This is a genomic window from Hymenobacter psychrotolerans DSM 18569, assembly GCF_900142395.1.
GTDB classification, from domain to species: domain Bacteria; phylum Bacteroidota; class Bacteroidia; order Cytophagales; family Hymenobacteraceae; genus Hymenobacter; species Hymenobacter psychrotolerans.
Genome location: NZ_FRAS01000008.1, coordinates 133,230 through 151,842 on the forward strand (window position 1 = coordinate 133,230; position 18,613 = coordinate 151,842).

The 18,613-nt window shown below is 61.5% G+C and carries 16 protein-coding genes; 8 read left to right on the forward strand and 8 right to left on the reverse strand.

The features are described 5' to 3' along the window. Positions 1-41: 41 nt before the first annotated feature. The 3 genes from BUE15_RS09490 to BUE15_RS09500 form a co-directional block, all read right to left on the reverse strand. Positions 42-689: a hypothetical protein gene (locus BUE15_RS09490; protein ID WP_073283704.1), complete on the reverse strand. Its 648-nt coding sequence runs from the start codon at positions 687-689 to the stop codon at positions 42-44. Between the two features lie 78 nt (positions 690-767). Beyond that, complete coding sequence (locus BUE15_RS09495) at positions 768-3,905, reverse strand: serine hydrolase domain-containing protein (RefSeq protein WP_244535926.1); 3,138 nt, start codon at positions 3,903-3,905, stop codon at positions 768-770. 339 nt (positions 3,906-4,244) lie between these two features. After that, positions 4,245-5,255: an alkaline phosphatase D family protein gene (locus tag BUE15_RS09500; RefSeq protein ID WP_073283710.1), complete on the reverse strand. Its 1,011-nt coding sequence runs from the start codon at positions 5,253-5,255 to the stop codon at positions 4,245-4,247. A gap of 195 nt (positions 5,256-5,450) precedes the next feature. Between BUE15_RS09500 and BUE15_RS09505 the strand changes: the two genes are divergently transcribed. Further along, positions 5,451-6,752: a carboxypeptidase-like regulatory domain-containing protein gene (locus tag BUE15_RS09505; protein WP_073283712.1), complete on the forward strand. Its 1,302-nt coding sequence runs from the start codon at positions 5,451-5,453 to the stop codon at positions 6,750-6,752. A gap of 206 nt (positions 6,753-6,958) precedes the next feature. Here the strand turns inward: BUE15_RS09505 and BUE15_RS09510 are convergent, their stop codons facing one another. Beyond that, complete coding sequence (locus BUE15_RS09510) at positions 6,959-7,708, reverse strand: superoxide dismutase (protein ID WP_084548946.1); 750 nt, start codon at positions 7,706-7,708, stop codon at positions 6,959-6,961. 156 nt (positions 7,709-7,864) lie between these two features. Continuing rightward, positions 7,865-8,581 carry a 3-ketoacyl-ACP reductase gene (locus BUE15_RS09515; RefSeq protein WP_073283715.1) on the reverse strand — a complete coding sequence of 239 codons (717 nt, stop codon included), beginning with the start codon at positions 8,579-8,581 and terminating at the stop codon, positions 7,865-7,867. Positions 8,582-8,948: 367 nt separating this feature from the next. On the opposite strand from BUE15_RS09515, the gene BUE15_RS09520 reads away from it, so the two are divergent. The 4 genes from BUE15_RS09520 to BUE15_RS09535 all read left to right on the forward strand — a co-directional run bounded on the left by BUE15_RS09520 (position 8,949) and on the right by BUE15_RS09535 (position 13,598). Then, positions 8,949-10,220 carry a T9SS type A sorting domain-containing protein gene (locus BUE15_RS09520; RefSeq protein ID WP_073283718.1) on the forward strand — a complete coding sequence of 424 codons (1,272 nt, stop codon included), beginning with the start codon at positions 8,949-8,951 and terminating at the stop codon, positions 10,218-10,220. A gap of 121 nt (positions 10,221-10,341) precedes the next feature. Beyond that, the gene (locus BUE15_RS09525; protein ID WP_073283721.1) at positions 10,342-12,189 is read left to right on the forward strand and encodes a DUF885 domain-containing protein; all 1,848 of its coding nucleotides are present in this window, start codon (positions 10,342-10,344) and stop codon (positions 12,187-12,189) included. A 184-nt stretch (positions 12,190-12,373) separates the two neighbouring features. Then, a complete protein-coding gene (locus tag BUE15_RS09530; protein WP_073283724.1) occupies positions 12,374-13,006 on the forward strand; it encodes a flavin reductase family protein in 633 nt (210 codons plus the stop codon). Between the two features lie 88 nt (positions 13,007-13,094). Then, on the forward strand, positions 13,095-13,598 hold the full coding sequence (locus tag BUE15_RS09535; protein WP_073283727.1) for a DUF4126 family protein: 504 nt from the start codon (positions 13,095-13,097) through the stop codon (positions 13,596-13,598). A 21-nt stretch (positions 13,599-13,619) separates the two neighbouring features. Here BUE15_RS09535 and map read toward each other — a convergent pair whose 3' ends face one another. Both map and BUE15_RS09545 read right to left on the reverse strand, forming a co-directional pair. Further along, positions 13,620-14,384 carry a type I methionyl aminopeptidase gene (gene map / locus BUE15_RS09540; RefSeq protein WP_073283730.1) on the reverse strand — a complete coding sequence of 255 codons (765 nt, stop codon included), beginning with the start codon at positions 14,382-14,384 and terminating at the stop codon, positions 13,620-13,622. A 158-nt stretch (positions 14,385-14,542) separates the two neighbouring features. Further along, the gene (locus tag BUE15_RS09545; RefSeq protein ID WP_073283733.1) at positions 14,543-14,863 is read right to left on the reverse strand and encodes a hypothetical protein; all 321 of its coding nucleotides are present in this window, start codon (positions 14,861-14,863) and stop codon (positions 14,543-14,545) included. 341 nt (positions 14,864-15,204) lie between these two features. Here BUE15_RS09545 and BUE15_RS09550 point away from each other — a divergent pair, with 341 nt between their 5' ends. From BUE15_RS09550 to BUE15_RS09560, 3 genes are all read left to right on the forward strand, one after another. Beyond that, positions 15,205-15,612, forward strand: coding sequence for a thiol-disulfide oxidoreductase DCC family protein (locus BUE15_RS09550; RefSeq protein ID WP_073283736.1), 408 nt, complete (start codon positions 15,205-15,207; stop codon positions 15,610-15,612). A 69-nt stretch (positions 15,613-15,681) separates the two neighbouring features. Continuing rightward, on the forward strand, positions 15,682-16,686 hold the full coding sequence (locus BUE15_RS09555) for a zinc-binding dehydrogenase (protein WP_073283739.1): 1,005 nt from the start codon (positions 15,682-15,684) through the stop codon (positions 16,684-16,686). A gap of 122 nt (positions 16,687-16,808) precedes the next feature. Beyond that, positions 16,809-17,111 (forward strand): hypothetical protein, encoded by a 303-nt coding sequence (locus tag BUE15_RS09560; RefSeq protein WP_073283742.1) that lies wholly within the window; start codon positions 16,809-16,811, stop codon positions 17,109-17,111. Between the two features lie 63 nt (positions 17,112-17,174). On the opposite strand, the gene BUE15_RS09565 is transcribed toward BUE15_RS09560, so the two are convergent. Beyond that, the gene (locus BUE15_RS09565; protein ID WP_170865227.1) at positions 17,175-18,548 is read right to left on the reverse strand and encodes an FAD/NAD(P)-binding protein; all 1,374 of its coding nucleotides are present in this window, start codon (positions 18,546-18,548) and stop codon (positions 17,175-17,177) included. Between the last annotated feature and the right edge of the window lie 65 nt (positions 18,549-18,613).

The following is an 18,613-nucleotide window of genomic DNA, read 5'->3' on the forward strand; positions in this document are numbered from 1 at the left end:
TCCGCTACCATCCGGCCCGGCAGGAATTGTTGCAACTGCAGCTACGGCACCCGATACCAGAGGCCGGTTCCATCTTCCTGAAATCCAACCAAGCCGCTGCCTTTTGCATAGTACAGATACCGGGTCGGCTTGCTCCCAGGGGCTACCAGATTAGGATATTGGTTGCGGGCAAACAGTACTTGGGAATAAGTAGTAGGCCCCAGCCGCACGGTTGGCAGAAGCCTGATGCCAGGGTAATACAGCGTGTCGATTCGGGTACCCGCAATAACGGAGTCGATGGGCAGTAAGACACCGGATTGCATTTCCCACGAGGCATCAGCGCGTAGTTCCAGCTTCCTGTATTCCAGACTGTGGTATAGCGACAAGTCTAGGACATTGTATACCTGACCAGCCGAATCAGTGCGTTGCGCCGCTACCGAAATGAATTGATATAAGGGTGCGGCTGATTGCGAAAAGGGAAGCCAGTTATATGGCTGATGTTCTTCTTCCATCCGGTCCTGTACCTCCGTAATGCGGTATGTGCGGATCTGGCTGTCCTTGTCATGGCCAAAGCGCAGCACGTCGCCGGCGCGGTACGGTTGCCAACCCAGTTGCTCAGCCGAGAGTTTATATTCCTGCGTTGGTTCTTTGGTACAGCCCGAAAACAATGCTGCCAGCGCACAGCCGGGCAGCAGATAAATGAATTTCATAGTCGTAGAGATAGGTGCGGTGTAAGCCGTAGTTAAAATACATAAAAAAGCCCTGGCCAGTTGACCAGGGCTTTCTAATTATTCCTCCACCGTCGTCTCCACCTCCAGCTTCCGGGGTTGACGGACGCTTTCCAGTGCCACCTGCAGCACGCCGCTCCGCACGCTGCGCTCCGTGATTTTGTTGTTGCGGCGCGTCGGGTTCACGCGGTTGGTCAGTACGATGCAAGTCAGCTCTTCCTTGGGGTCAACCCAGAAATAGGTGCCCGTGAAGCCGGTATGCCCGTAGCTCTGTTGCGACACGCTCTTGGCCGAGTTGACGGTGGGGTTGGCGGCGGGGCGGTCGAAGCCGAGGGCGCGGCGGTTGTCGGGGCAGAACTGGCACTTGGTGTACTCTGCTACGGTTTCGGGTTTGAGGAGCTGCAGCCCGCCATACTTGCCGTTCCAGGCGTAGAGCTGCACCAGCTTGGCCAGGTCGTTGGCGTTGCCGAAGAGGCCCGCGTGGCCGGAGAGGCCGCCGAGCAGGGCCGCGCCTTCGTCGTGGACGGTGCCGTGCAGCTGGCCGTGGCGGAACAGCGAGTCGTATTCGGTGGGCGTGATGCGGCTGAGCGGGAAGCGGCGCGTGGGGTTGAAGCCCAGCGTAGTAGCGCCCAGCGGCCGGTAAATTTCGTCGGTGACGAACTGGTTGAGCGGCTTGCCGCTGGCCGACTGCACGAAGCGCGGGTACAGGATAAACGACAGGTCAGAGTACACGTAGCCCGGCTTCTCGTTCAGCGGCGACTCACCAATGGCCTGCAGAATACGGGCCGGGAAGTCGGCGCGGGCCCATAGGTTGGGGCCGGCCGGCAGCGGGAACCTGGCCGACGAATCGGGGCGGAAGTAGCGGCGGTTCAGCTCGGCGGGCTGGGTGCCGGATACGTCTTTGGCGTCGGGGCTCTTGCCCAGCAGCGAGTTGAAGAAGCCGCGCGGCTTGGTGTAGTCTTTCCAGAACGGAATCCAGGCTTTCAGGCGGGCCTGATGGGTGAGGACGTCGCGCAGCTTCAGGTCCTGCTTGTTGGTGCCCATCAGCTCCGGAAACAGCTGGCCCATGGTCATGTCGGGGTTGAATTTGCCCTGATCCTGCAGCTTCATCAGGGCCGGCAGCGCCGCCGATACTTTGGTCAGCGACGCCAGGTCGTAGAGGTCGGTGTTGCGGACGGGGCGGCTGGAGCGGCCGGCCTGCGCAGGCGCATCAGCGAAGGAGTGCGTGCCATAGCTTTTGCGCAGCACCACCACACCGCGGCGGGCAATAACCACCTCGCCGCCGGGGAAAGCCTTGGCCGCCACCGCGCCGTTCATGATGGAATCCACGCGGGCCTCCAGATTGTTGTTCATGCCCACGGCCTCCGGGAAGCTGTAGCGCAGCCGGATACCGCCCTTCGTAGTTAGGCCCTTGCCGTAGCTGTACCGGTCGGATATAGTCACGGGCAGCTTGCCGGTGGCCGATACGCCGCCAAAAATCACCTCGGCGGCCACGTCCTGCGCATTTTTGCTTTCCTGGTAGGCCAGCACCACTGCATCGGCGCGGTCCAGGTCCCGGATTTTGGCCACGGCGTAGGCATTGCCAAACACCGACACAATGACCTTCTGCCCCTTGCCGCCCAGCTCGTGCAGCAGCACGTTGGTTTCAGGCGTCACGCCGAAGTTGGTGGCGGGCAGGCGGCCCAGGTTGTTCACGCCCACCAGCACCGTGTTGTAGGCTTTCAGGGTTTCGCGCATCTGCATCAGCTCGTCCATGCCGGGCGTGGCGGGCAGCCAGAAATGGCGCACCGGCGCGTAGTCGGCTACCATGCGCTGGAAGTCGGTGGTGTCTTTGGTGCCGATGGTGAGCGTGGCGAGGTGCAGCGTGTCGAGGCGCTGCAGGGGCAGCAGGTTCTGCTGGTTGCGCAGTACGGTCACGCTCAGCTCCGTGAGGCGCTGGCTCAGGTACTGGGCGTGCGGCGTGTTCAGGTCGGCCGTCAGGTTGCGCAGGTTGATGGGCTGGTATTTGTTCAGGCCCGACCACTCTTTCAGGGCCAGCATCTTGCGGCAGCGCGCATCAATGGATTCCTGCGTGAGCTGGCCGGCGTTGATGGCGTCGCGCACCATCCGGATGGCCAGCGGAATGTTCTTGCTGAACTCCAGAATGTCGTTGCCGGCCTGCAGGGCGCGCACATCGGCCTCGCCGGGCGGGTACTTGCTGATGACGCCCTTCATGTTCATGGCATCCGTAAACACTACGCCCTCAAACCCCATTTTCTGCTTCAACAGGCCCGTAGTAATAGGCTTGGACAGCGTGCTGGGCATGCCCGTGGTGTCGAGGGCCGGAATGTTGAGGTGGGCCACCATCATGCCGCCGAGGCCGCGGGCCATCAGGCTGCGGAACGGAAACAGCTCCAGCGTATCGATGCGCTTTTTGTCGATGCGCAGCAGGGGCAGGGCCAGGTGCGAGTCGGTGTCGGTGTCGCCGTGGCCGGGGAAGTGCTTGGCCACGGCCAGAATGCCCGCGTCCTGCATGCCCTTCATGTACTGGTAGCTTTTCTCGGTCACGCTCTGCCGGTCTTCGCCCCAGCTGCGGAAGCCGATGACGGGGTTGGCGGCGTTGTTGTTCACGTCCACCACCGGCGCGAAATTCACGTGCATGCCCAGCCGCTTAAACTGTGCCGCTATTTCCTGGCCCATGTTGTAGATGAGCTGGTTGTCGCGGACGCCGCCGATGCTCATCTGGTAGGGAAAGCGCTGCACGCTGTCGAGGCGCATGCCCACGCCCCACTCAGCATCCATGGCCACCAGCAGCGGCACTTTGCTCTGGGCCTGGTAGCGGTTCAGAATGCGCGACTGCCGCACCGGCCCGCCCTGGAAAAACACGATGCCCCCGATGCCATACCGCTGAATCAGGGTCGTAATGGAGTCCTCATCAATGCGCTTGCGGTTGGAGTAGGCCGCCACCATAAACAGCTGGGCCACGCGCTGGTCGGGCGTCAGCGTCTTCATTACCGAATCGACCCAGCGGGAGCTGGCCAGCTGCCCGGCAAACGGAACCGGCTGGTTGCGGAGTTGGGTAGCGGGCTGAGCTGCGGCCTTGGCAGTAGGTTTGGCCGCCGCTTTTGTGGCCGGGCGCCGGCCTACGGGGCGGCTGGTTTTCTTGGCGGGGGTAGGGTTACGGCGGCGCTGGGCGGAGGCATCAAGGGAACCAAGCAATACGAGCAGGAGCCACAGAAACGGGAGGGGGCGGGGAACAAACAAAGCGGTGTGCGGGGATTAGTGGGACGGCGAATTTACGGGAATTAGAGGGATGCGGCAGCAGGCAGCTGCCATGCGGTTTGGAAGCATCTGACAAACGGTTGCAGACGTCCCGCACACGGTTGAAAGGTGCTGACAAACGCTTGGACACTGCTGACAACCGGCTGGGCACGTCTGACAAGGGGTTGGGGCAAGCGCCGCACCCGATTGCAGAACGGGTATGCCTGCCACCTTCGTTCTGCGGTGATTGGGTCTTTCGCTCTGCTCAGGATGACGGCCGGGTGTGACAGATGACGGCTACTTCACCTCCAGCTCTTCGGAGTAAAACACCTGGCCGTCTTCGCCCCGCAGCGCGGCCGTGACGAAGAGCTTGCGGCGCTGCTGGCGAAACCGGAACAGGCCGTAGTGCTTCTGATTGACGAGCGGGCCGACGCGCAGCTCGTTCGGCTCGCCGGTGTTTTGGGTGGCAGAGTGGGTGAGGCCGCTGGACGTGACTTCGACGACGGGTGCCGCCAAACCGGGCACGGCCAGGCGCGAGACTTCGCCGATGTGCCGGTCGCCGCTGATGAGCAGCACGCCTTTGGGGTGGGTTTCGGTGAGCAGCGCCAGCAGCCGCTGGCGGGCAGCCGGGAAGTTGGCCCACTTCTCGAAGCGGTGCTGCTGGGGCAGAAACTGGATGCCGGAGGCAATGATGTGGGCGTCGGCGGTGGAGTTTTGCAGCTGCTGCCGCAGCCAGAGCCACTGCGCCTCGCCCAGCACGTCGCCGGTGGGGTTGGGCTGATAGACCTGGTTGGCGTCGCGGTGCAGCGGGTCCTGAAAATACCGGTCATCAAGCAGAATCACCTTCACCTTTTTGCGGCCCGCCCGGTACTCGTAGGCGGCGTAGATGCCTTCCTGGCGGCGGCGCGGGCTGTTGGCGGGCTCCTGCAGAAAATCGAGAGCGAGCTGCTGGTTCTGGGCTTTGAAGGGGTAGTTCTTGTCGCCGTCGTTGCGGCCGTAGTCGTGGTCGTCCCAGGTGCCGATGATGGCGGGCACCTGCTGCCGAAACCGGGCGTAGTCGGGCTGGTTGAACTGGGCGGTGTACTTCCGGCGCAGCACCTGGGCATCGTCGGAGTCGCCGTAGATATTGTCGCCGAGCCACACCCAGACGTCGGGCTTCCGGGCGGCAATGTCGTCCCAGAGGGGCTGCGGCAGGTCGTGGCGGTTGCAGGAGCCGAACGCAATGGTCAGGTTTTTCCGGGTCTGCGCTTCGGCGGAGCCGCTCAGCAGCCCGCTGGCCAGCAGCAGCAGGAGTACGTGCTTTTTCATGCGGCAAAGATGCGGCTTTGGGAGCTGGGGTTGCGGTGCGGCGGCCCGTGTAATGCTCCGGCCGGCCTTGATTTTTGGCGGGAGGCGCCGCCTTTCGGGAGAGTGGGCCTACTTTTGCAGGAGCCGTATATGCCTGCGGGCCGCGGCGGCGTTAGTGCCGTAGCAGCTCATCGTTTCACCTCAACCCCGGCCGTTTTGATTCTGCGCCCCTTTTTCTCCTTCCTGCTTGCCTTCCGCCTCCGCCGTCTGAGCCGGCCTGCCGGCCTGCTCACGGCCGCGCTGCTGCTCACGCAGCTGGCCCAGGCCCAGGTGCAGCTGCGCGGCACCGTCATCGACAAAGACACCCGCGAGACGCTGCCTTTTTCCAGCGTGGTAGTGCGCAATTCCACGCTCGGCACCACCACCAACGTCGATGGCGAGTTCACGCTGAACGTGCCCAAGCTGCCGGTTACGCTGCTCGTGTCGGAGCTGGGCCACCTCAAGGATACGATTCGGGTGACCAGCGCCTCGGAGCCGCTGAAGCTGGCGCTGGCCACGGCCGCCGTGGCGCTGCCCGAAGTGAAAGTAGGCAGCTACCCGTTTCAGCTCGTCGACCGCGCCTACCGCCAGATACAGGCCAACTACGACCAGAAATTCTACGGCAAGGCTTTCTACCGCCAGCTCACCCGCATCGATAAGCAGCCCACGGAGCTGCAGGAAGTAGTCTGGAACGTGAAGTCCAGCAACGCCCGCATCGAGGGCACGGCCATTGCCCAGGGGCGCTACGCCGCCGTGCCCAGCATCACCAACTTCAGCAACTTCTCGCTCTACACCAAGTCCTACGGCCTCTACGACGCCAACGCCGACTCCACCAAATCCCTGGCGCTGCTCAGCCCCAACGTAGTGAAAAACTACCTGCTGGAGCTGAAAGGCATTGTATCGGGCGCCGACAGCACCAAGGGCGGCATTGCGGAAATCGACTTCGAAACCCGCCCCGAACTGACCAAGTACCGCGCCGAGGGCACCATCTGGATTGACATCGACTCCTACAAAGTGGTGCGCTACCACATGAAGTCGCCCAATTTCACAGGCTCCACGTCTAACCCCAACCAGAAATTCCGCAACACCCAGCTGGAAATCGAAATGGCCTTCCGCAACGACGACCCGGCCGTGACGGTAGCCCCGCTGGAATACATGAAGGTGAACCTGGCCGCCGACCTGGTGAGCGGCAAGCAGTCCACGCCGCTCAACGTTTCGTCGTTCACGTTCTTCTATGACACCAACACTAGGCCCACCACCATCCCGTATGCCCGCGTGAGCGTGCAGGACCGCGACCTGGCGGCCATCAAAGCCATCAAGTACGACCCCGAGTTCTGGGCCAGCAACCCCGTGGTGCAGCGTACGCCGGTGGAAGATGAAGTCATTGCCTCTTTCGAGAAGAAAGGCGCTTTCGGCACGATGGTGAAGAAGCCCGAGCCCAAAGCCGACGTCCGCATCCGCAACGGCCGCATTGAGTAAGCAGAGCAAGCCCGCCGTTCGGAGCCACAGACCGTCATTCCGAGCGCAGCGCAGCGGAGTCGAGGAATCTCGCGTGCTGACGTTGTGATGCTTGATTACCACACTAGCGAGATTCCTCGGCTCCGCTCGGAATGACAGTCTCATAAAGACAAAAAAGGGCCGCTCCAACGTTGGAGCGGCCCTTTTTTGTGTGCGCGAAGCAGGATTTAGCCCTTGCGCGACTCTTCGTATCGGCTGGATACTTCGCCCCAGTTCACCACGCTCCAGAACGTTTTAATGTAGTCGGGGCGCTTGTTCTGGTGCTTGAGGTAATAGGCGTGCTCCCACACGTCGAGGCCCAGAATGGGCGTGCCGCGCTGCATGCCGGGCAGGTCCATCAGCGGGTTGTCCTGGTTGGGGGTGCTGGTGATGGACAGCTTGTTGGCTTTCTTGTCGTGAATCAGCCACGCCCAGCCGGAGCCGAAGCGGCCGGTAGCAGCCTTTGTGAATTCCTCCACGAACTTGTCGTAGGAGCCGAAATCCTTGTTGATGGCAGCGGCCAGCGCGGACGTGGGCCGTCCGCCACCCTTCGGCGACAGAATCTGCCAGAAGAAAGAGTGGTTCCAGTGGCCGCCGGCATTGTTGCGGATAGCATCAGGCTGCTTGCTGGCCGATGCCAACAGCTGCGCCAAGCTCAGCTTCTCCTCCGGCTTGCCTGCCACGGCCTCGTTCAGCTTCGAAACGTAGGTTTTGTGGTGCGCATCATGGTGGATTTCCATGGTTTTGGCATCAATGTGCGGCTCCAGCGCATTAAACGCGTAGGGCAGAGCCGGCAGCGTGAAGGGGCCGTCGGCCATGGGCGTGGCGCGAGCCTCGCGCAGCAGCCCTTCCTCGTGGGCTGCGGCCAGCACCGCCGGGCTTACCAGGGCGCCAACCATGGTCAGCAGGCCATTTTTTAGAAAATCTCTTTTCAGCATGATGAGAGCAGGTAAATGAAAGAGCAGAAGTAAGAGCCAGCCGAGCTGGTGGCAAAGCCGCTACCGTGTACCGGTTCCGAAAGGCTCAGGTTGCAGCGGCTTGCGAAACCAAATAAAGAAAAAAGCCCCGGAAACTGGTTCCGGGGCTTTCGTGGCTTAGGGGTTGGTGCTCCACATGCCGGCTTCCTTGATGAAAATGCGCCGGTTGAGCTTGAGCTGGGAGATGATGAACTCGGCCAGGTCTTCGGGCTGCATCACCTTGTCGGGGTTGCCATCGGTGAGCTTGTTGTTGATGGCCAGTTCCGTGGCTACGGTGCTGGGCGTCAGGGCCGATACCCGGATGTTGTGCTTGCGCACTTCCTGCATCAGCGACTCGGTGAGGCCGAGCACGGCAAACTTAGAGGCGCTATAGGCGCTGGTAGTAGCCGCGCCGCGCTGGCCGGCCGTGCTGGCTACGTTAATAATGTCGCCGGTTTCGCGCGCAATCATGCCGGGCAGCACGGCGCGGGTGGTGTAGTAAGTGCCCAGCAGGTTTACCTGAATAATCCGCTCCCACTCAGCCGGATCCATGTCTACGAGCTTGGCAAACGTGCCGATACCGGCGTTGTTGATGAGGATGTCGAGGGTGCCTAGCGCCTCAGTGGCCTGCGCTATGGCGGCTTCCACGGCGGCGCGGTCGGCTATATCCGCCGCCACGACTACCGCCTTTACGCCCAGCGCCTCTACTTCCTGTGCTACTTCCCGTAGCTGCGCTTCGGTGCGGGCCAGCAGCGCCACGTTCACGCCTTCCTGGGCCAGCGCTACTGCTACTGCGCGCCCGATTCCTTTGCCTGCGCCCGTTACAAGGGCGTTTTTGCCGGCTATTGATGCCATTTCTACTAGAGTTAGTGGAGTGTTTCTCGTGCCCTTCTGGGTACGACGGCTAAGTAACTGCACTGCCCGCCTTATGTTAGCAGCCGCCACATATTTCCTGATCCGGGAAAAATATTTCCAGAAAATACCCGGCTGTTTAGCAGGTGTAGCTTACTGTGTCTATATAAAAAATGTTAAAACGGATAAGCACTACGGTAGCGCTACAGGCTTTTCTGGCAAAAAAATGCAAGCATACCGTTTATAGTAATAATTATATAATTAAATGTAATAATATAAATTATCTGTGGTTTTGCTTCGCTGCAATGTAGGAAACGGCGTACAAACCGCAAAACGGGTCCAAAACAATATTTCTTAAAGCACATTTACCATGAAAGCCAACTTACTTTCTTTTGTTCTACTTCTCCTGTTTGGTTTCAGCGCCTCTTCGCACGTGCAGGCCCAAACCACGTATGTGTCTCGTCCCGGAGGGGGACCCTGGAGCGACCCTGATACCTGGCTGACAAACGGAGTAGCCGGCGTATCGGCGCCTGCTCCCAGCGCCACCACCCCGCAGCGCGAAAGCAACAATATCATCGTCATCAACTCTCCCGTGACGCTGGATATGGACTACACCATTGAGGGCACCGACGGCCTGCTCACCGTGAACCGGGGTGGCTCGCTTACCGAAGACGGTCCGGGCCGCCGGCTCAACTTCGGCAGCCAGCGCGGCAACGACCAGTTGCGGCTGGTGCTCAACGGCGCTTTGCAGGTGACTTCGCTGAGCTTCTATAAAGCCGATGCGGAAATCAACGCCCCGCTGCGCACGAGCTGCAACATTTCCTTGGCCAACCAGTCGACGCTGGAAGTAAACGGCAGCGTGACCATCGAAGGCAACCTGATTGTGCGCCAGGGCAACCCCGCCATTGAGGGCAGCGGCCAGCTAAACATCAGTGGCTGCGTGCTTACCAACAACAACGGTTCCCTCAATGGCCTATTTGGCCCGAACCTTAGCGTGTGCGTGCAGGGAAATGCCAATGCCTGTGACACCGAAGGACTCAGCTGCAACCCAAATATTGCCCAGTACATTACAGTAGGTGGCTGCCGGGCGCCGCTGCCGGTGGAGCTGCGTAGCTTCACGGCCCGCAACACGGGCGGTACCGTGCAGATTGCCTGGACCACTGCCAGCGAGAAAAACTCGGACAGCTTCCTGGTAGAGCGGGCCGGGGAGAGCAAGGAATTTGTAGCGGTAACGTCGGTAGCGGCAGCCGGCTCGTCGCAGACGCTTCGTTCCTACTCGGCTATCGACCAGAAGCCCCTGGCCGGCAACAACTACTACCGTCTCAAGCAAATCGACAAAGACGGCACCTTCGCTTACTCGCCGGTGGTGAACGTACGGATGGGCGGAATTGACAAACAGGACCTGAACGCCTACGGCACCAGCCGCCGCCTGAAGATTGAGATGAATACTGCGGCCGTGTGCCAGGTGCTTCGCATCATGGATAGCATGGGCCGGGTGGTGTATACCGAGAATATGCCGGCCGGCACTACCGGCCTGATGACCCGGGAAGTGCCCTTGAACGGCACGGGGTCTGGCGTCTACATTGTGCAGGCCGTGACCAACCAGGGCACCATCAGCCGCAAGTTTATGCTGGCCGAATAGCGGATTACCATGAATGCAAAAGCCCCCGAAGAAATTCTTCGGGGGCTTTTGCGTTCGGGACGGTCAGTGCGCGGCGAAACCCCTTATCTTTCCCGGTACCAACCTTACTCCCGCTCTCCGCATGAAAAATATCGTCCTGACAGGCTTACTGGCCGGCCTGCTGCTCGGTGGCTGCAACCAGCAACAGCCCAAAACAGGGGAAACCGCCGCTCCTGCCAGCCTCGCCGACGTGAAAGAAATCAACCAGCTGTTTGAGCTGTATTGGGAAGAAAACGCCAAGCTGTTTCCGCTTGAAGCTACCACGCAGGGCGACAACCGCTACAACGACCAGCTACCCAACGATGGCACCAAGGCCTTCCGGCAGAATCTGGCGGCGTTTTACCAGAAATACCTCGACGGACTGCGCAAGTTCGACCGCGCCAAGCTGTCGGCTACCGAGAAAGTCAGCTACGACATTTTTCAGTACGACCTCGAAACCAAGCTCGAAGGGTTGAAGCTGAACACCTGGATGATGCCGTTTCAGCAGTTCTGGGGGCTACCCATCATGATGGGGCAGTACGGCTCGGGCGAAGGCATGCAGCCCTTCAAAACCGCTAAAGACTACGACAACTGGCTGGGCCGGGTGCGCGGCTTCTCGGTGTGGGCCGATACGGCCATCAGCAACTTCCGGCAGGGCATGCAGGCCGGGGTGGTGCTGCCCAAAGTTCTGGTGAACAAGATGATTCCGCAGATGCGCGACCTGCAGGTGACAGACCCAACCAAGAGCCTGTTCTATGGTCCCATCACGAAGATGCCGGCCGACATTTCGGCCGCCGACAAGGAGCGAATTACGGCGGCCTACAAGAAGGCCATCATGGAAGAACTGGTACCGACCTACAAGAAGCTCGGCGACTTTCTGGAAAAAGAATATGCCCCTAAAGCGCGGCCCAGCACCGGTATTTCGGCCATTCCGGGCGGCGCCGACATCTACCGCTACTACGTAAAGAGCTGGACCACCACCGACAAAACGCCGGACGAAATCTACCAGACCGGCCTAAAGGAAGTGGCCCGTATCCGGGGCGAGATGGAGAAAGTGAAGGCTCAGGTAGGCTTCAAGGGCGAGCTGCCGGCATTCTTCGCCTCGTTGAAAACCGACCCCAAGCTGATGCCCTTCAAAACGCCGGAAGACGTGCTGAACGCCTTCCGCGGTATCCAGGCCAACATCACCCCAAACCTGTCCAAAATGTTCGGGCGCACGCCCAAAACGCCGTTTGAAATCCGGCAGACCGAAGCCTTCCGTGCCGCTTCGGCTTCGGCCGAGTACAACCAGGGCTCACCGGACGGCACGCGCCCCGGCATTTTCTACATCCCGATTATCGATGCTACCAAGTTCAACGTGACGTCGGGCATGGAGTCGTTGTTTTTGCACGAGGCCATTCCGGGCCACCACTATCAGATTTCGCTGCAGCAGGAAAACAACGACCTGCCCAAGTTCCGCCGCTTTGCGTGGTATGGCGCCATGGGCGAAGGCTGGGCGCTCTATACCGAAAGCCTGGGCAAGGAGCTGGGCCTCTACACCGACCCGTACCAGTACATGGGTGCCCTCGGCGACGAGATGCACCGCGCCGTGCGCCTGGTAGTGGACGTGGGCATGCACTCCAAGAACATGACCCGCGAGCAGGCCATCAAATACATGCTCGACAATGAGGCCATCAGCGAAGAAGGCGCCGTAGCCGAAATTGAGCGGTACATGGCTATTCCGGGGCAGGCGCTGTCGTATAAAATCGGGGCGCTGAAAATCCGGGAGCTGCGCGAGAAGTATGCGCAGCAGTTGAGCGGAAAACCCAACGTGCTGCGCGAAAAGTACGCTGGCCAGAACAAAGAGCATTTCCGCCTGCCCGATTTCCACGACGAGCTGCTGGTAGATGGCGTAATGCCGCTGGCCGTACTGGAACGCAAGATGGACAACTGGGCCGCCACGCAGAAATAAGCTGCGCCGGTAGTGCCTGCAACGGCCGCTGCTTCCGTGTAGGAGGCAGCGGCCGTTTTGGTTGGGGCCTGCCGGAAGTGCGCGGCGGCCAGAACACTGGTGCCGGGTGGCGTGTTTATCGGGGCCCGGGGCTGTTGCTCTTGGGGCTGCGCTGCCCGGCAGCCGGTACCATACTTCCGTTTTCATGCGCCACATCACGCCCGCCGACCTGCAACGCTTCGAGAAAGTCTTTCGGCTCAACCTCGTCAATTCTCTGCCTGGCTACAAACCCGCCAACCTCATCGGCACGGCTGATGGGAGCGGGGCCACCAACCTGGCCATTTTTAGTTCGGTGTTGCACTTGGGCTCGGCACCGGCGGTGCTCGGTATCGTGACGCGGCCCACCACCGTGCCGCGCCACACCTACCAGAATCTGAAAGCTACCGGCTGCTTCACCATCAACCACGTGCATGCCGGCTTTGTGGCCCAGGCTCACTACACTTCCGCCGACTTCCCGGACACGGAATCGGAGTTTGTAGCGTGTGGCCTGACACCGGTCTGGCGCGACGATTTTCCGGCTCCTTATGTCGCCGAAAGCCAGATCAGCATTGGGCTGCGGCTCCAGGAAGAGCTACCGATTCATAACGGCACCGTGCTGCTGGTGGGCAGCGTAGAACACATCTATCTGCCCGATACTGTGCTGCTCGCGGATGGCACCCTCGACCTGGCCGCTGTTGAAGATGTGAGTGTGTCGGGGCTGGATACGTACTTCCGGGCCCAGCCGGTAGGGGCCTTTGCCTACGCCCGGCCCGGGCAGGGGCCGCAGCCCAAGCAGTAGTTTCGGCGCGTATTTCGTAGGTGGGCTCAGCCGCCGGCCGGCCCGGCCCGTTTAAGGTAGCTGTTCCCTCATCAGACTTCCCTGTTCCATGACCAAACACTTCTGGCAAACCCTCGGCCTGGGCACTATTGCCGGCTTTCGCAGCATGACGGCCCCCGCGCTGCTGACTGCCAACCTGGCTAAGTTTCATCCGCAAGGACTGGCCGGCTCGCCGCTGCGCTATTTGCAGAAACCCTTGGTGGCTACCGGCTTCAAGCTGCTGGCCGGGGGCGAGCTGGTAGGCGACAAGCTACCGCACATGCCCGACCGGATTGCGCCGCCGGTACTGCTGGGGCGTCTGCTGTCGGGGGCGCTGGTAGGGGCCGCGCTCTACAAAGCCAACCACGGCCGCACGCTGAGCGGCGCTCTGCTGGGCGGTGTGGCCGCGCTGGCCGCCACCTACGGGAGCTTCTGGCTGCGCCAGAAAACCACCGACGAGTCAGGGTTGCCCAGTGCTGTGGTTGGGGGCCTTGAGGATATGCTGGTGCTGGGCAGTGGCCTGGCCTTATCCAAGGGTACTGATGCCGGGGCGCCAGCCGGCCGGGCGCTTTAGCCAGATCAACGGGGTAAGCCGCTACTCCCAGATGCAGTTAGCCTCCGTCAGAATCAGGGGCTGGCCGTCGGTAATAACGATGGTGTGTTCGTGCTGAGCCACAAAGCTGCCGTCTTTGGTGGCCAGTGTCCAGCCGTCGCTGAGCTGATGTGCCAGGGCGGCCTTGGTGGAGATAAACGTTTCTATGGCCACCACCGAGTTCTTCTTGAACCGCTTCTGATTGTACCGGTCGTAGTAGCAGGGAATCTCCGTGGGCTCTTCGTGCAGGCTGCGGCCGATGCCGTGGCCCACCAGATTTTTGATAACCCGGAAGCCTGCTTTTCTTGCTTCCGCCTCAATCAAGCCGCCAATATCGGCAATGCGCACGCCGCCCCGGATGCGGCTAAGAGCAGTGCGCAGAATCTGGCGGGAAGCATCTACTAAAGGCTGGTGCTGGTGAATATCGGCCCCGAGCACGAAGGAACCGCCATTGTCGGCCCAATAGCCGTCCAGCTCCGCCGATACGTCGATGTTCACCAGGTCGCCCGGCTGCAGCACTTTGCTGGCCGACGGAATGCCGTGCGCCACCTCGTTGTTTACGCTGATGCAGGTCCAGCCCGGAAAGCCATAAGTGAGCCGCGGCGCCGATTTGGCCCCCAGCTCCGCCAGAAGCCGGCCCCCGAATTCGTCTACTTCCTGGGTGCTCATGCCCGGCTGGGCGTACTCGCGCATCTGCTTCAGCGTGGTGGCTACGGCTTCGCTGATGCGCTGAAGGCCGGCTAATTCTGCGGGAGAGGTAATGGACATAGGACGAAGGGGCTGTGCGGTTTTGTAGCTTGCCAACAGGCAGGGCGCTCCGCTGGTTTACGCCAGCAACCGGCCAGGCGCTGGTGCCGGCAAGTTCAAGAAAAAGCCCCACAACACTAAGTTGCGGGGCTTTTTCGTCTTCGGCAGGCTGCTAGGCTCTATTCCTCCCGGTTGGTGGAGCGGCCTTCCTCCGATTCGGTTGGCATAGTGGTAGTGGGGGAGCCGGGGCTCTTGGGGGCTCCTTCCAGGGCTGCGTCGGTAGAAGTCTTCTGATCCGGGGCCGAGCCCAGGCCTACGGGCGGCTCCACGCGCTGGCCCCCGCTGAGGCTGTCCCGGTCGGTTTCGTTGGACGTAGCTTTAGGGGCGTTCGTGAAGTCCTGGCTGGCCTGCGGGTCTTTGCCGGGAGTGTTGTTGTAGTCGCAGGCGCTGAGGCCGGCACCGAGGCCCAGGGCCAGCAGGAGGGAGGTTGTGCGTTTCATAGAAGAAGAGTAGAAAACAAGGAAAAGCAGTAGGACAGCTGCTTCTGCCGCCCATGAGCAGCGCGGGCTACCGGCGCTGCCAGGCAGAATGCTGCTTGAGCAAACGGCCAACAGCCGGCTTCGGTTGCGGTGCCGGTTTCCTGAACACCGGCCGCTAATAGCCGTTGCAACAGCGCGTAGCGGGCATGAGGCTGGCAGCCGAATGGGCACGGCCCTGTGCTGCCAAGTCGGGCAGCGGCCGGTGTTTGGGAAGTATTGCGCGCTTGTTTGTTCAGAAGAGGCGTAGGGGCACCCTTCTCCCCGAGCCAGTCACCATCTTTGTTCGCCAACGTATAGCCGTCATGCCCGACTCTTCCGCCAGCATTGTTCTGTTTGATGGGGTGTGCAACCTCTGCAACGGCTTCGTGCAGTTCATCATCAGCCACGACCCGGCCGGCCGCTTCCGCTTCACGGCGCTGCAGTCGGAGGCAGGGCAGGCTCTGCTTGCTCGGTATGGGCAGCTACCCGCTGCTACGCCCGAAACGGTGATGCTGCTCGAAAATGGGCAGCTCTACACGCACTCTACCGCGGCTTTGCGCATCGCGAAGGGCCTGAACTGGCCGTGGCGCGGTGTGGCCGCCGCGCTGGTGCTGCCCCGCTTTCTGCGCGACGCCGCCTACCGGTTCGTGGCCCGCAACCGGTACCGCTGGTTTGGCCGTCAGGAAAGCTGCTGGCTGCCTACTCCCGAACTGAAAGCCCGTTTCCTCTAAACCTCAGCCAGCCGCTCTATGTAGCAAAGCTGCTGGGCTAGCCTTCTTCACTTTCTCACCCTTCTCTACATGCAAGCACTCGTCCTCGACGGCATCAATCAGCCCGTACAGCTTCGCGAAGTACCCACCCCGCAGCCCGCGCCCGGCCAGGTGCAGGTGAGCCTGCACGCCGCGGCCCTCAACCACCGCGACGTCTGGATTCAGAAGGGCCAGTATGCGGGCCTGAAGTTTCCAATCATCCTGGGTTCCGATGGGGCCGGCATTGTTGCAGCTGTGGGCGACGGGGTTGATAAAAGCCTGCTGGGTCAGGAAGTGCTCATCAATCCGGGCCGGCAATGGGGCAGCCAGCCTGCCGCGCAGGGCCGCGACTTCCAGATTCTGGGGCTGCCGCAGGACGGTACTTTCGCCGAATTTGTGTGTGTAGATGCGCAGCAGGTGCGCGCCAAGCCTGCCCACCTCAGCTTCGGGCAGGCCGCCACCCTGCCGCTGGGCGGCCTCACGGCCTACCGCGCCACCTTCACGCGGGCGCAACTCCAAGCCGGTGAGCGGGTGCTCATCAGCGGAGTGGGCGGCGGAGTGGCGCTGCTGGCGCTGCAGATGGCCGTGGCCGTGGGCGCTGAAGTGTGGGTAACGTCGGGCTCGGAAGAGAAAATCTCGCGGGCTGTTGCGCTGGGCGCAAAGGGCGGCATCAGCTACAAAACCGAGAAATGGCCGGCCCTGCTTACCAAGCAGGCTGGCGGCGGATTCGATGTTATTGTGGATAGCGCGGCCGGGCCGGGCTTCAACGACTTGCTGGATGCCGCCGCGCCGGGCGGCCGCATTGTGTTCTACGGTGCCACCCACGGCGATATTCCCGATTTAGCCGCCCGCAAAGTGTTCTGGAAGCAACTCTCCCTACTCGGTTCCACCATGGGCACCGACCAGGATTTTGCTGAGATGGTAGATTTGGTAGAGCAACACCAGCTGGTACCGGCCATCGACCAGACATTCCCGTTGGCTGAAGCCGAAGCTGCCCTCCGCCGCATGGATGACGGGCTGCAGTTTGGTAAAATTGTGTTAGAAATAAAGTCTTGATTTTCAGCTTTTAGTCATTTAATAATCTAACAGAAATAGTTGGATGTAACGGAATGAAAAATATGCCATCCATGTTAGTATTTTGATTGGATTTCAACCCTGAACTCCGCTAACTTGCTACTATGAAAACGCCTGCTGAATACCTGCAATGCCCGGTTTTTGAACTGACGTATCCCACGGGTGACGCAGCCGAATCGGTGCCGGTAATTGCTTACAATGATGCGTTGCGCGCCGTGGAAGAAGCCCTGGCCGACGCGGAGAAATACAAGTACCTGCTGATGCGGGCCCTGCGCCGCCACCGCGCCGATACGGCAGTGGGTCCGGCGCTGGTACCCCCGGCATCGGGCTTCCGCGAGTATGCCGCGCAACCCGGTACGCCGGTGCTGCCTCTTTACCCGGAGGGGGAAGACGAGCAGGCTGCTTAACTTTAGTTTTGACCTATGCTATGAAGCCGGGCCCCATGGGTCCGGCTTTTTTGTGGCTGGCCGCTACTGCCAGAGCCGGCTCAACGTCTGGGCCAATGCCGCCGCCTGCTGCCGCAATTCCGGCACGGCCGTCGACTCGAAGTAGGCCGGGCGGCGGCTGGGGCCCAGCGTGAACAGTACCGACGAAGCCTGCTGCCCGGCATCCAGCAGTGCTCCACGCTCATTGGTCTGGATGCCGAGGCCCAGTGAATCTGGCTGTAGGTGGCCCGCCTCACGCAGGCTCTTCACCAGCGAATCCTGGATGCGGCGGTAATCCAGCAGGGGGCCGGTACAGCTGATAACGTGCCGCGTCCGCAGGACCTGCTGGCTGCGGCGGTGCCGCGTGTGCACCACCAGTGCCTCGCCCTCTACCTGAATGTCGCTGACGCGGCCGCTGTGCATGCGCACCTGCCCCGTGGCCAGCATATCGCGCACGATGGCATCGTTTTGAGGCGGGCTGCGGTGGCGCACTACGGCCCAGATAGAGGCCAGATGCCGCAGAAACCGTTGCTGCTCACTTGTGGGCCAGGCCGCCCAGATCCGGCCCAGATGAGGGCGCAGCGAGTCAATTACCGGGCGCCAGTCGTGGCCGGCAGCAATCTGCTGGCGGGCATGGCGTCGCACGACGTCCAACACTTCGAGCACCGTGTGGAGGTGGCGCAGCTCTGCGTAGAAATCGGGGTAGGCAGCCTGTAGCGGTCCGTGTGCCACCGGCCAGCGCTGGTGCCTCGATACTACCGTGACTGGCGCCCGGTGGCCATCGGCGCGCAGCCCCAGCAATACATCCACGGCCGTTAGTCCGGTCCCGATGAGCAGCACCTCGTCGTCCAGGCCAATGTTGCGCAGGGCGCCCGGCGCCCAGGGGTTGCCATGGAAGTTGGGGTGGCTGCTGTAGGAGCCGGGCGGGGCCGGCGAAGCGGGTGGAAAGTTGCCCAGGGCCAGCACCACGGCGTCGCTGCGCAGCTCGGTGCCATCCGCCACTCGGATTATGGCATCTTGCCCGGTGGGGCCAACCGCCGCCGCCACGGCCGCTTGCTCGTGCCATTGAAACGACAGGCCGTTGGCGGCCGGGCCAGCCAGCAGCTCCGCTACCAACTCCTGCAGGTAGCGGCCATAAGTCTGGCGGGAGCAGAAGTCATGTTCACCGCCCAGTTCGTTTCGGCGCAGCCAGTCGGCAAAATGGGTGGGCTCATCCGGGAAAGCACTCAGAGAAGAAGCCCGCACGTTGAGCAGGTATTCGGGGCGGCGGGCCGTGTAGGCCAGCCCTGGCCCCGGCACCGGGCGCGGCTCCACAATATGCACCGTGCCGGCCAACAGCCCGGGCAGCCGGGCCAGCTGCAGTGCCACCATGGAGCCCGAAAAACCACCGCCTACAATCGTAATAGTTTTGTCCTGCACTAGGTGGGAGAGATGAAAGTGGTGGCGAATCGGCCCGAAAAAAGGGCGAAAAATAGTTCTTAACA